Annotated in this window: 12 protein-coding genes; 9 read left to right on the top strand and 3 right to left on the bottom strand. The window is 71.9% G+C overall.

Annotated elements, in window-relative coordinates; translation table 11 throughout:
• Positions 1–56: 56 nt before the first annotated feature.
• The 6 genes from rimO (at position 57) to GCN81_RS33020 (ending at position 4403) form a co-directional block, all read left to right on the top strand.
• Complete coding sequence (gene rimO / locus GCN81_RS21740; protein ID WP_156726334.1) at positions 57–1532, top strand: 30S ribosomal protein S12 methylthiotransferase RimO; 1476 nt, start codon at positions 57–59, stop codon at positions 1530–1532.
• Positions 1529–2185 (top strand): CDP-diacylglycerol--glycerol-3-phosphate 3-phosphatidyltransferase, encoded by a 657-nt coding sequence (pgsA, locus tag GCN81_RS21745; protein WP_156726335.1) that lies wholly within the window; start codon positions 1529–1531, stop codon positions 2183–2185. The genes rimO and pgsA overlap by 4 nt, the downstream gene beginning before the upstream one ends.
• The gene (locus GCN81_RS21750) at positions 2182–2829 is read left to right on the top strand and encodes a CinA family protein (RefSeq protein ID WP_156726336.1); all 648 of its coding nucleotides are present in this window, start codon (positions 2182–2184) and stop codon (positions 2827–2829) included. Before pgsA ends, GCN81_RS21750 begins: the two co-directional genes overlap by 4 nt.
• Before the next feature lie 109 nt (positions 2830–2938).
• Positions 2939–3322: a helix-turn-helix domain-containing protein gene (locus GCN81_RS21755; protein WP_156726337.1), complete on the top strand. Its 384-nt coding sequence runs from the start codon at positions 2939–2941 to the stop codon at positions 3320–3322.
• A gap of 210 nt (positions 3323–3532) precedes the next feature.
• Complete coding sequence (locus GCN81_RS21760; protein ID WP_156726338.1) at positions 3533–4003, top strand: Dps family protein; 471 nt, start codon at positions 3533–3535, stop codon at positions 4001–4003.
• A 148-nt stretch (positions 4004–4151) separates the two neighbouring features.
• The gene (locus GCN81_RS33020; protein WP_231626899.1) at positions 4152–4403 is read left to right on the top strand and encodes a hypothetical protein; all 252 of its coding nucleotides are present in this window, start codon (positions 4152–4154) and stop codon (positions 4401–4403) included.
• Here the strand turns inward: GCN81_RS33020 and GCN81_RS21765 are convergent.
• From GCN81_RS21765 to GCN81_RS21775, 3 genes are all read right to left on the bottom strand, one after another.
• A complete protein-coding gene (locus GCN81_RS21765) occupies positions 4351–5118 on the bottom strand; it encodes an SDR family NAD(P)-dependent oxidoreductase (protein WP_156726339.1) in 768 nt (255 codons plus the stop codon). The genes GCN81_RS33020 and GCN81_RS21765 overlap by 53 nt on opposite strands.
• Before the next feature lie 80 nt (positions 5119–5198).
• The gene (locus tag GCN81_RS21770) at positions 5199–5993 is read right to left on the bottom strand and encodes an Fpg/Nei family DNA glycosylase (protein WP_156726340.1); all 795 of its coding nucleotides are present in this window, start codon (positions 5991–5993) and stop codon (positions 5199–5201) included.
• Between the two features lie 69 nt (positions 5994–6062).
• Positions 6063–10706 carry an ATP-dependent helicase gene (locus GCN81_RS21775; RefSeq protein WP_156726341.1) on the bottom strand — a complete coding sequence of 1548 codons (4644 nt, stop codon included), beginning with the start codon at positions 10704–10706 and terminating at the stop codon, positions 6063–6065.
• Positions 10707–10797: 91 nt separating this feature from the next.
• On the opposite strand from GCN81_RS21775, the gene GCN81_RS21780 reads away from it, so the two are divergent.
• Genes GCN81_RS21780 through GCN81_RS21790 form a run of 3 tightly spaced genes read left to right on the top strand, consistent with a single transcriptional unit; the run spans position 10798 to position 12745 of the window.
• Positions 10798–11697, top strand: coding sequence for an AraC family transcriptional regulator (locus GCN81_RS21780; RefSeq protein ID WP_156726342.1), 900 nt, complete (start codon positions 10798–10800; stop codon positions 11695–11697).
• Positions 11694–12440, top strand: coding sequence for an AzlC family ABC transporter permease (locus GCN81_RS21785; protein ID WP_156726385.1), 747 nt, complete (start codon positions 11694–11696; stop codon positions 12438–12440). The genes GCN81_RS21780 and GCN81_RS21785 overlap by 4 nt, the downstream gene beginning before the upstream one ends.
• Entirely contained in the window at positions 12437–12745 is a 309-nt protein-coding gene (locus GCN81_RS21790) for an AzlD domain-containing protein (protein WP_156726343.1), read from the top strand. Before GCN81_RS21785 ends, GCN81_RS21790 begins: the two co-directional genes overlap by 4 nt.

The following is a 12745-nucleotide window of genomic DNA, read 5'->3' on the forward strand; positions in this document are numbered from 1 at the left end:
CCGCGTCGCCGCCCTCGCGGCGGGGACCGGGACGATAACCACGTACGCTTGGCCCCATGCCCGAACGCCGTACCGTCGCTCTCGTCACTCTTGGCTGCGCCCGTAACGAGGTGGACTCGGAGGAGCTCGCAGGCCGCTTGGAGGCGGACGGCTGGGAGCTCGTCGAGGACGCCGCGGACGCGGATGTCGCCGTCGTCAACACCTGCGGATTCGTCGAGGCGGCCAAGAAGGACTCCGTCGACGCCCTGCTCGAAGCCAATGACCTCAAGGACCACGGCCAGACGCAGGCCGTGGTCGCCGTCGGCTGTATGGCCGAGCGGTACGGCAAGGAGCTCGCCGAGGCGCTGCCCGAGGCCGACGGAGTGCTCGGCTTCGACGACTACGCCGACATCTCCGGCCGCCTGCAGACCATCCTCAGCGGCGGCATCCACGCCGCCCACACCCCGCGCGACCGGCGCAAGCTGCTCCCGATCAGCCCGGCCGAGCGGCAGGACGCCCCCGACGTGGCGCTGCCCGGCCACGCCCAGGAGCCTGAGAACCAGCCTGAGGACCTCCCGGACGGGCTCGCCCCGGCCTCTGGCCCGCGGGCGCCGCTGCGCCGCCGGATGGGCGCGTCGCCCGTCGCCTCCGTGAAGCTGGCCTCCGGCTGTGACCGACGCTGCTCCTTCTGCGCCATCCCCTCCTTCCGCGGGTCCTTCATCTCGCGGCGGCCCAGCGATGTGCTGAACGAAGCGCGCTGGCTGGCCGAGCAGGGCGTGTCGGAGGTCATGCTGGTCTCCGAGAACAACACCTCGTACGGCAAGGACCTCGGTGACATCAGGCTCCTGGAGACGCTGCTGCCCGAGCTGGCCGAGATCGACGGGATCGAGCGGGTACGGGTCAGCTACCTGCAGCCCGCCGAGATGCGGCCCGGCCTCATCGACGTACTGACCTCGACGCCGAACGTCGCACCGTACTTCGACCTGTCCTTCCAGCACTCCGCGCCCGGCGTGCTGCGGGCGATGCGCCGCTTCGGCGACACCGACCGGTTCCTTGAGCTGCTGGACCAGATCCGTGCCAAGGCTCCGCAGGCCGGAGTGCGGTCGAACTTCATCGTGGGCTTCCCCGGTGAGACCGAGGACGACGTCGCCGAGCTGGAGCGGTTCCTCACCGGGGCGCGGCTGGACGCCATCGGCGTGTTCGGCTACTCCGACGAGGACGGCACGGAAGCGGCGACGTACGAGAACAAGCTGGGCGAGGACGTGGTCGCCGCGCGGCTGGCCCGCGTCTCGCGGCTCGCGGAGGAACTGACCGCGCAGCGAGCCGACGAGCGGGTCGGGGAGACCCTGTCGGTGCTGGTCGAGTCCGTCGACGGCGAGGACGGCGCGGTGGGCCGCGCCGCTCACCAGGCGCCGGAGACCGACGGGCAGGTCGTGTTCACCACCCGCGAGGGCTTGACCGTCGGTCGTATGGTCGAGGCGAAGGTGGTCGGTACGGAAGGTGTCGACCTGGTGGCCGAACCGCTGGAAGGCGCTGAGGAGGCGGGCAGATGACCCAAGTCCCCGCGTCCGCGGCGGGCGGAACCGGCCGGAAGCCGGTGGCCGGCGGTGGCAAGCTGGGCGCTGCGGCCGTCAACCAGGCCAGCCTGTGGAACATCGCCAACATCCTCACCATGGTGCGGCTGCTGCTGGTACCGGGCTTCGTGATGCTGATGCTGGCGGCGGGCGGATACGACCCCGCGTGGCGCTCCTTCGCCTGGGCGGCGTTCGCCGTGGCGATGATCACGGACCTCTTCGACGGACATCTGGCGCGTACGTACAACCTGGTCACGGACTTCGGCAAGATCGCGGACCCGATCGCTGACAAGGCGATCATGGGGGCCGCGCTGATCTGTCTGTCCTGGCTCGGCGATCTGCCCTGGTGGGTGACCGGAGTGATCCTCGGGCGGGAGCTCGGGATCACGCTGATGCGGTTCTGGGTGATCCGGTACGGCGTCATCCCGGCCAGCCGGGGCGGGAAGCTCAAGACGCTGCTGCAGGGCATCGCGGTGGGCATGTACATCCTGGCGCTGACCGGGCCGCTGGCCACGCTGCGGTTCTGGGTGATGGCGGTGGCCGTGGTCCTTACCGTGGCCACCGGGCTCGACTATGTGCGGCAGGCCGTGGTGCTGCGGCGCAGCGGGCGGGCGGCGGAGCAGTCGGCGTGAGGCCGGGTGAGGCGGGGGCCGCGCGTGGCGCCGGGGGCTCGGATGCCGTTGAGGCCTCGGATGCCGCTGAGGTGCTTGCGCTGCTGGTCGCGCGGGGGGAGACCCTTGCCGTCGCCGAGTCGCTGACCGGCGGCCTGGTCGCGGCGGAGCTCACCGGGGTCGCTGGTGCGTCGAAGGCTTTCCGGGGGTCGGTGACCGCGTACGCGACCGAGCTCAAGCAGCGGCTGCTCGGGGTCGACCGCACCCTCCTGGCCGAGCGCGGCGCGGTGGACGCCGAGGTCGCACGGCAGATGGCCCAGGGCGTACGCCGGGTGCTCGGGGCGGACTGGGGGATCGCGACCACTGGCGTCGCCGGCCCCGAGCCACAGGACGGGCAGCAGGTCGGTACGGTCTATGTCGCTGTGGCCGGAGGGACACCTGAGGTGGTATCCGGGATGGCCGAGACGGTATCCGGGATGGCTGGTTCCGGCTCTCTGGTGGGTGGGAAAGTCGTCCGATTGCGGTTGAACGGCAGCCGCGCGGAAATCCGTAGAGAGAGTGTACGGAGCGTTTTCCAGCTGCTCGCGGCGGAGCTGACCACAGCGTCAGGCGAACTGATCAAGAATGTGCGGGCACAGGATACGGAACAACACGGGGGGATTTGATGTTTACAGCCCTGAGTGAACACGACATCGCTCCCCGCACGGCCGCGTCGCGAGGCGGTACGGTGGTGCATGAAGGATGCGGTTACACGGTCCGAGGAGGGAGCCACCGATGATTCTGCTCCGTCGCCTGCTGGGTGACGTGCTGCGTCGGCAGCGCCAGCGCCAGGGCCGTACTCTGCGCGAAGTCTCCTCGTCCGCCCGAGTCTCACTCGGCTATCTCTCCGAGGTGGAGCGGGGGCAGAAGGAGGCTTCCTCCGAGCTGCTTTCCGCGATCTGCGACGCGCTTGACGTACGGATGTCCGAGCTCATGCGCGAAGTCAGCGACGAGCTTTCGCTCGCCGAACTGGCCGCTTCGGCCGCGGCCGAGCCGGTGCGCGAGTCCGTACCGGCGAGGGTGCGACCGATGCTCAACGCGGTGTCCGTAACGGGTGTCCCACCGGAACGCGTCACGATCAAGGCACCCGCCGAAGCAGTAGACGTCGTCGCAGCCTGACGATCGCTTGTGTGTGAACCCCGGCCGGGGCTCTCGGCCGGGGTTTTCGCATGCCCGGGCCGGGGGCGCTGCTTGCCTTGGCGTCTGATCTGGGCGTCTCTGGTCTGGGCGCCTCCGATCTGGGCTTCTCTGAGTCGATATGACCGGTAGTGAGCGCTGTGTCATGGTTAGTGAGTACTCGGGGAAGTGCTGACGGTTGGAGGAAGCCGTATGTACGTTGTGAAGAGCCCGCTCCCCGACGCGGATCTGAAGACGGTCTCCGAGGCGCTGCAGGGGGCGCTGGTGGACCTGGTGGACCTTTCGCTGGTGGCCAAGCAGATCCACTGGAACGTGGTCGGCCCGCGCTTCCGCTCCGTACATTTGCAGCTCGACGAGGTCGTGGACTCGGCCCGGCGGCACTCTGACACGGTCGCGGAGCGGGCCTCGACGCTCGGGGTGTCTCCGGACGGGCGGGTGGCGACGGTGGCGCAGAGCAGCGGAATCGGGGCGGTGTCCGGGGGGTGGGTGAAGGACACGGACGCGGTGGGTGCCCTGGTCGACGCGCTGGGTGCGGTGATCGCGCGGATGCGGGATCGGGTCGGGGCGACCGGGGAGCCGGACCCCGTGAGTCAGGACATCTTCATCGGGATCACGGCGGATCTTGAGAAGCATCATTGGATGTTTCAGGCCGAGAACGGCTGACAGCGCTTTGGGTGCTTGCGGAGCGCCCAGCGCCTCCAGCGCCTCCAGTGCCCCCAGTGCCTCCTGTGCGCCCTCCCGCCCGGTGATCGCGCGGGCTTAGCGTCGGTCGTCGGTCTTCGGTCGGGGGAGGCTCTTCGGAGGAGGCTCTATGGAGTGGCGCGGACTGCGGCGGTGGTCCATACCCCGGGCGCTGGTGGTGCCGCTGGCGCTGGGGCTTGGCGCGGTGTGGTGGTGGGCCGTGCTGCGGCTGGCTGTGGTGCCTGAGCGGTCGGGGGTGGTGGAGGGCGCGGTCGCGGTGGGGGGATGGGGGCTCAGCCTGCTGCCCCTGCACTGTGTGCCGAAGCCGGCTACCAGGGCATGGCGACGCCGCCGTTCGGACGCAGGATCTGGCCCGTCGTGAAGGGCGAGGCGTCGGATGCCAGGTGCAGGACGGCGTGCGCGATGTCCTCAGGCTCGCCGACTCGGCCCAGCGGTGACCTGCGGGACATCAGCGCCGCGGTGTGGGCCTGGGCTTCGCTGTTGTTGTGCCGCTCGGTCATCGGGGTGCGGACCCAGCCCGGGGCGACGGCGTTGACGCGGATGCCGTGCGGGCCGATCTCGATGGCCAGGGTCTTGGTGAGCTGGACGATGGCCGCCTTGGAGGCGCCGTAGCAGAGCAGGCCCGGGGCGCCGGTGTCGATGGCTCCAGAGGCCATGGTGATGAGGCTGCCGCGGGTTCCGGTGGCGATCATCCGGCGGGCCGCCTCCTGGCAGGCGTACAGGATGCCCTTGAAGTTGACCGCGAACACGCGGTCGATGTCCTCGTCCCGGGTCTCCAGGACCGGGCTGCTGTGCATGACACCGGCGATCGCCGCCATGATGTCCAGCCGTTCCGGTTGGCTGATCGCGGTCTTGAGCTGGGTGCGGTCGGTGACGTCCAGTGGGTGGGTGTACGCCGTGCCGCCCGTGGCCTTGATCGTGGCGGCGGTCTCGTGCAGGCCGATCTCGTCGCGGTCCGCGCAGTGCACGGTGGCGCCCGCCTGGGCGAGGAGTATCGCGCTCGCGCGGCCTATGCCGCTCGCTGCGCCGGTGAGGAACGCGGTGCGGCCGGTGAGGTCGTACGCCTTGACGGGCATGACCGGACCGTACGAGGTCTTCTGACGGGTCGTCAATTACCTGCACGGGATTGATGGGGGCGACGGGGCGGGTCGCCTGGCTACGGGGTGGGGCCGAGCTGGCAGCGGGGGCACCAGTAGGTCGGGCGGTCGCGGGCGGGGGCGCCCTGGTTCGCGGTGCGGATCGGGGTGCCGCAGCGCAGACAGGGGCGGGACACGCGCCCGTAGACGTACAGGCGGGGGTCGCGTCGGCCGGTCGTGCTGCGGGCGGGGCGGTCACGGTTGGCCTCGAGGAGTCTTCTGGCGGCGGTGACCAGGCGTTCGACGGTGGCCGTCGGGAGCTCGCCGATCGGGAACCAGGGAGTGGTGGCGGCCAGGAAGCACAGCTCGGACTTGTACACGTTGCCGATGCCCGCGAGGTTGCGCTGGTCGAGCAGGGCCTCGCCGAGCGGGCGCGCGGGGTCCTGGAGAAGGTTGCGCACGGCGGTCTCCTGGTCCCAGTCGGGGCCCAGGAGGTCGGGGCCGAGGTGGCCTACGGCCTGAGTCTCGTCTTGGGTGCGGAGCAGTTCGAGTACAGGTAGGCGGTAGCCGACGGCGGTGTGCTCGACGGTGCCGAGGATCGCCCGGATCTGATGGGCAGGGCCGCCGCTCCAGCGCTCACCGGGGGCGTAGACCTTCCAGGCCCCGTCCATCCGTAGATGCGAGTGCAGGGTGAGGCCACCCTCGATACGGGTGAGGAGGTGCTTGCCGCGGGCGGTGACGTCCAGGACGGTCCGGCCGGTGAGGTCGGCCGTGGCGTACTGGGGCACGCGTAGATCCGAGCGGGTCAGGACACGGCCCGCGAGCGCGCTGTGCAGCCGCCGGGCGGCCTGGTGGACGGTGTCTCCCTCGGGCATGGGGCCAGGGTGACATGGGCGCGCCCTGGATCTCCCGCGTCACGCGCGCCCGGGTCACGCCCGCCCGCGTCACGCGCGCATGCGCAGGCCGCGCGGGGTGGCGTGGAAGCCCGCGGACTCCAGCAGGCGGCCGAGCGGGGAGGTCAGGGCGGCCGCGCCGTTGATGCGCTCCACGGTGACCGTGCCGAGGGCTCCCGCGCTGGCCGCGGACGCCAGGGCCGCGGCGGCGGTGTGGAGCCGGGAGTCGTCCGCCGCGGTCTCGTCCTCGGGGTCGGTGGGCCAGGCGAGGAGGGACTTGCCGCCGCGCTCCATGTACAGCGCGAGGACGCCGTCGACCAGGACGACCAGCGAGCCCGCCTTACGGCCTGGTTTGTGGCTGGCCTGCGCGGGAGGTTCCGGCCAGGGAAGCGCCGCGCCGTAGGCGTTCGCCGGGTCGGCCGCCGCGAGGACCGTCGCACGCGGACCTTCGTGGCTGTCGCCGCGGTCGCGGGCGTTCGCCGCCGCACGCAGCCGGTCCACCGCGCCGTCCATCGCGAACTGGGCCGCGCCGAGACCTTCGACGACATAGCCGCGCCGGGCCTGACCGCTGTCCTCGAAGGCGGACAGGACGCGGTACGTGGCCGCGAAGCCGCCCTCGACCCCCTCCGCGGCGACCGCGCCCCCGGTGACGACGCCATGGCGGTCGAGGAGCGTACGCGCTCGGGCGTGGGCGCGCGTCGTGGCGTCGGGTTCGCGGTCCGGGAGCAGCGACCAGCGGCCCGCGACGGTCGGCGGGCCGGTGCGCGACACCGGGCGGGCGGCGCCGGTGAGCGAGCCGTACCGGCCGCGGGGGACGGTGCGCTTGGCGCGGTGCGCGGTCGAGCCGGCGGTGCGGCCTGAGCCGAGCAGGGAGCGCATCGGGGCGAGGGTGTCGTTGGTGAGCCGTCCGGACCAGGCCAGCTCCCAGAGCGCGTCGGCCAGTTGTGGATCGGTGGCGTCGGGGTGGGTGGTGGCGCGGACCTGGTCGGTGATCTGACGGAAGAACAGGCCGTACCCGCCCGAGAGCGCGTCCAGAACGGACTGGTGGAGCGCGGTGAGTTCCAGCGGGTGGGGTTCGGGCAGCAGCAGGGGTGCGGAGTCGGCCAGATACAGCGACAGCCAGCCGTCTTTGCCGGGCAGCGCCCCGGCCCCCGCCCACACCACCTCTCCGGTGGTGGTGAGTTCATCGAGCAGCGCGGGGGTGTAGCCCTGCACGCGGGACGGCAGCACGAGTTTCTCCAGCGCCGACGCGGGGACCGTGGCGCCCTGCAACTGCTCGATGGCGCGCACCAGTCCGTCGATGCCCCGCAGCCCGTGCCCGCCCAGGTGCTGCCACTGAGGCAGGAACCCGGCGAGCGCGGCGGGCGGCACCGGCTCCAGCTCCTGGCGCAGGGCGGCCAGGGAGCGGCGCCTGAGCCGTCTGAGGACGGTGGCGTCGCACCACTCCTGGCCGATCCCGGCCGGGTGGAACTCGCCTTGTACGACACGGCCATGGGCGGCCAGGCGCTGGAGGGCGCCTTCGGTCACGGCCGTGCCGAGGCCGAAGCGGGCGGCCGCGGCGACCGAGGTGAACGGGCCGTGCGTACGGGCGTAGCGGGCGAGCAGGTCGCCGAGCGGGTCCTTGACTGGTTCGGTGAACGCCTCTGGCACCCCCACGGGAAGGGCTGTGCCGAGCGCGTCACGCAGGCGGCCCGCGTCCTCGATCGCCGCCCAGTGGTCGGCCCCCGCGATACGGACCCGGATGGCCCGGCGAGCCCTGCCCAGCTGCCCGGCCCAGTCCGGGTCGGCGCCGCGCTCGGCCAGCTCCTCCGCGGTGAGTGGGCCGAGCAGTCGCAGCAGGTCGGCCACGCCTTCGGCGTCCTTGACGCGCCGGTCGTCGGTGCGCCACTGCACCTCGCGTTCCAGCTCGGTGAGTACCTCGGCGTCCAGGAGTTCGCGTAGTTCGGCCTGGCCGAGGAGTTCGGCCAGCAGGCGCGAGTCCAGCGACAGGGCAGCGGCGCGCCGCTCGGCGAGCGGTGAGTCTCCCTCGTAGAGGAACTGTGCGACATAGCCGAAGAGCAGCGAGCGGGCGAAAGGCGACGGCTCGGGAGTGGTCACCTCGACCAGGCGGACACGGCGGGCTTCGATGTCACCCATGAGGTCCGTGAGCCCGGGGACGTCGAAGACATCCTGGAGGCATTCACGCACGGCCTCCAGGACGATCGGGAACGAGCCGAACTCGCTGGCCACTTGGAGGAGCTGCGAGGCGCGCTGGCGCTGCTGCCACAGCGGGGTGCGCTTGCCCGGGTTGCGGCGCGGCAGCAGCAGGGCGCGGGCGGCACACTCACGGAAACGGGAGGCGAACAGGGCCGAGCCGCCCACCTGGTCGGTGACGAGCTGATGGACCTCCCCCTGGTCGAAGGCGACATCGGCGGCGCCAACCGGAGCCTGCTCCGAGTCGTACTCCAGGCCGGGTTTCGAGGGCTCCTGGTCAAGGAGATCGAGTCCCAGCAGGTCGGCGTCGGGTAGCCGTAGCACCAGGCCGTCGTCGGCGTGCACGACCTGCGCGTCCATGCCGTACCGCTCGGTGAGTCTGGCTGCCAGGGCCAGCGCCCACGGGGCGTGCACCTGGGCGCCGAAGGGGGAGTGCACCACGACGCGCCAGTCGCCGAGCTCGTCACGGAAGCGCTCGACCACGATGGTCCGGTCGTCCGGCACATGGCCACAGGCCTTGCGCTGCTCGTCGAGATACGCGAGGACGTTGTCCGCCGCCCAGGTGTCCAGGCCCGCGTCCGCCAGCCGCCGCCGGGCCTCCTGCGCGGGGGCTCCACCGATCTCGCGCAGGAACGCGCCCAGCGCGCGGCCCAGTTCCAGCGGGCGGCCCAGCTGGTCGCCCTTCCAGAACGGCAGCCGCCCGGGGACGCCTGGCGCGGGTGAGACCAGGACACGGTCGCGGGTGATGTCCTCGATGCGCCAGGAGCTGGTGCCGAGGGTGAACACATCGCCGACCCGGGACTCGTAGACCATCTCCTCGTCCAACTCCCCGACCCGGCCACCGCCCTTCTTCGGGTCGGCTCCCGCGAGGAACACGCCGAACAGCCCGCGATCGGGAATCGTGCCGCCCGAGGTGACGGCGAGGCGCTGCGCGCCGGGGCGCCCGGTGACCGTACCGGCGACCCGGTCCCACACGACGCGCGGGCGCAGCTCGGCGAACGCGTCGGACGGATAGCGGCCCGCGAGCATGTCCAGGACCGCGTGGAACGCGGACTCCGGGAGCGCGGCGAAGGGTGCCGCCCGGCGGGCTACCGCCAGGAGATCGTCCACCTGCCAGGTGTCGAGGGCGACCATGGCGACGAGCTGCTGGGCCAGCACATCCAGCGGGTTGGCGGGCACCCGGAGCGACTCGATGCCGCCCGTGCGCATCCGCTCGGTGACCACGGCGGCTTGCACCAGATCGCCGCGGTACTTGGGGAAGACCACGCCCGTGGAGACCGCGCCCACCTGGTGCCCGGCCCGGCCGACGCGCTGCAGTCCGGAGGCGACCGACGGGGGAGACTCGACCTGCACCACCAGGTCCACCGCGCCCATGTCGATGCCCAGCTCCAGGCTCGATGTGGCCACGACGGCTGGGAGGCGCCCCGCCTTGAGGTCCTCCTCGACCAGGGCGCGCTGTTCCTTGGAGACCGAGCCGTGGTGTGCGCGGGCCAGGACCGGCGGGGCGCCCTTGGCGGCGCCCGACTCGGCCATCAGCTCGGCGGGAGAGTGGGCCTCGGGGAGCGGCTCACCTGTCGCCCGTTCGTAGGCGATCTCGTTGAGGCGGTTGCACAACCGCTCCGCGAGGCGCCGGGAGTTGGCGAAGACGATCGTGGAGCGGTGCGCCTGGACCAGGTCGGCGATCCTCTCCTCGACGTGGGGCCAGATGGAGGGGCGCTCGCCCTCGTCCTGGCCGGAGCCGGTGGCCGGTGAACCACCCAGCTCCCCCAGGTCCTCCACCGGGACGACCACCGAGAGGTCGAACTCCTTGCCCGACGGCGGCTGGACGATCTCCACCCGGCGCCGCGGCGAGAGATACCGCGCCACCTCGTCCACCGGGCGGACCGTCGCCGACAGGCCGATGCGGCGGGCCGGGCGCGGCAACAACTCGTCCAGCCGCTCCAGGGAGAGCGCCAGATGCGCCCCGCGCTTGGTGCCCGCCACCGCGTGCACCTCGTCCAGGATCACGGTCTCGATGCCTGTCAGGGCCTCCCGGGTGGCCGAGGTCAGCATCAGGAACAGCGACTCGGGGGTGGTGATCAGAATGTCTGGTGGTTTGGTCGCCAGGGAGCGCCGCTCAGCGGCCGGGGTGTCCCCGGAACGGATTCCCACCCTCACCTCGGGCTCCGGCAGGTCCAGGCGCACGGACTCCTGCCGGATGCCGGTCAGCGGAGAGCGCAGATTGCGCTCCACGTCGACCGCGAGGGCCTTCAGCGGTGAGATGTACAGCACCCGGCAGCGTTTCTTGGGGTCCGCGGGCGGCGGTGTGCTGGCGAGCGAGTCGAGCGCGGAGAGGAAGGCGGCCAGCGTCTTGCCCGAACCGGTCGGAGCCACGACCAGCACGTCCGACCCCTCTCCGATCGCCCGCCAGGCGCCCTCCTGGGCGGCCGTGGGCGCGGAGAAGGCCCCCGTGAACCAACTGCGGGTCGCGAGGGAGAACGAGTCGAGCGCTTTCCCGGTCATGGTCCCCATCGTGCACCGCACCACTGACAATCGCCCGGACCTGGGGAAATCCACGGGCCGGACCACTTGTCCCGTGCCACACAATGGACGCATGGCGGCAGCGGAGCAGGCGCGGTACTGGCAGTACCCCGACCTGCCCGGAGTGGACCTCCTGCACGCCCGCTACATCCACAAGACGTTCGCCCGGCACACCCACGAGACCTTCGTCTTCGCAGCGATCACCGAAGGCGTCGAGGCGTTCCACCACCGCGACGAGCTGGTGCACGCGGCGCCAGGGCAGCTCGCCGTGGTTAACCCGGACACCTCGCACACCGGTCACGCGGGCGTCCCCGAGGGCTGGACCTACCGCACCCTGTACCCGACCGCCGAACTCGTCGAGTCGATCGCCGCCGACACCACCTCCCTGCGCGGCTCGGTGGCCTTCACCAGCCCCGTCGTAGACGACCCGTACGCGGCCCGGCTGGTCGTCGCCGTACACCGCGCGGCCGAGGCGGGCAACGCGCTGGCGGCGGACAGTCTGCTGCGGCTGGTCACGGCGCGGCTGCTGCGCGGTCACGGAGGCCGCCTTCCCGCGCGCCGTCCGCTCACGGCGGGTACGCGCGACGTGGCCCGCGCACGAGCGGTGCTGGAGGAGCGGATAGTCGACCCGCCATCCCTGGACCAGCTGGCGCGGGACCTCGGCACCAGCCCCTTCGCGCTGTCGCGTGCCTTCAAAGCGGCGTACGGAATGCCACCGCACACCTGGCTCACCGACGCCCGGGTGCGTCGCGCCCGTGGGCTGCTGGACGCGGGCACCGCCCCCGCCCAGGTGGCTGTTGCCGTCGGGTTCACGGATCAGCCGCACCTCAACCGGCACTTCACGCGGATCGTCGGAGTGCCCCCGGGCGCGTACCAACGAGGGCGTACCAACGGGGGGCGCAAGAACGTACAAGACCAGGCCACGGGCATCCACGTAGCGTCACGGGCGTGGGAGAACAGCCAGCAGTCATAGCGACACAAGCGCCACACCCCGAGGCCGGACCTCACGTCGGCGAACCGGGTGCGGCGGAGAAGCCGGATTCCGCCGTCGTACGGGACTCACTCGGCGTAGGCATCGCCGTAGGCCTGTCCGGGTTCGCCTTCGGCGTGACCGCTGTCGGTAACGGCCTGAGCCTGCTCCAGGCCTGCGCGCTCAGCCTGCTGGTCTTCACCGGCGCCTCACAGTTCGCACTCGTCGGTGCGCTGGCGGGCGGCGGCAATCCGGTCACCGCGGCCGCGGGCGCGTTCTTCCTCGGCATGCGCAACGCGTTCTACGGGCTGCGCCTGTCGCAGTTGCTCGCGATGCCGCGCTGGGTACGCCCCTTCGGGGCGCACTGGGTCATCGACGAGACGACCGCCGTTACGCTCGCCCAGCCCACCCGGCGCGCCCGCCGCATCGGCTTCGCCGTCACCGGACTCACCCTCTACGTGCTGTGGAACCTGACCACACTGCTGGGCGCCCTGGGTGCCGAGGCCATCGGAGACACCGAGGCATGGGGGCTCGACGCCGCGGGGCCCGCGACGTTCCTCGCCTTGCTCGCGCCGATGCTGCGTACGGCCACCGAGCGTGCCGTCGCCGCGCTCGCCGTGCTCCTTGGACTCGGCCTGCTGCCGGTGCTGCCCGCCGGGGTTCCGGTGCTGGTGGCCGCGCTCGCGGCACCCCTCGTGCTCTTCGTACAAGGCCGTCGCACCACCACGGAAGGGACCGGTAGATGACCATCTGGATCGCGATCGCGGTGACCGCGGTCGGCTGCTACGCCGTGAAACTGCTGGGCCTGCTGGTGCCAGCGGGCGTCGTCGAGCGCCCGCTGGTCAAGCGCATGGCCGCGCTGCTGCCCGTCGCCCTGCTGGCCGCGCTCACCGCGCAGCAGACCTTCGCCGACGGCAGCCAGATGGTGCTGGACGCCAAGGCGGCGGGGCTCGCCGCGGCGGCGGTCGCGTTGCTGCTGCGCGCACCGTTCCTGGTGATCATCGCGGCGGCCGTCGTGGTTACCGCGGGCGTACGGGCCATCGGAGGCTGA

The sequence above is a fragment of the Streptomyces apocyni genome (assembly GCF_009739465.1).
GTDB classification, from domain to species: Bacteria; Actinomycetota; Actinomycetes; order Streptomycetales; family Streptomycetaceae; genus Streptomyces; species Streptomyces apocyni.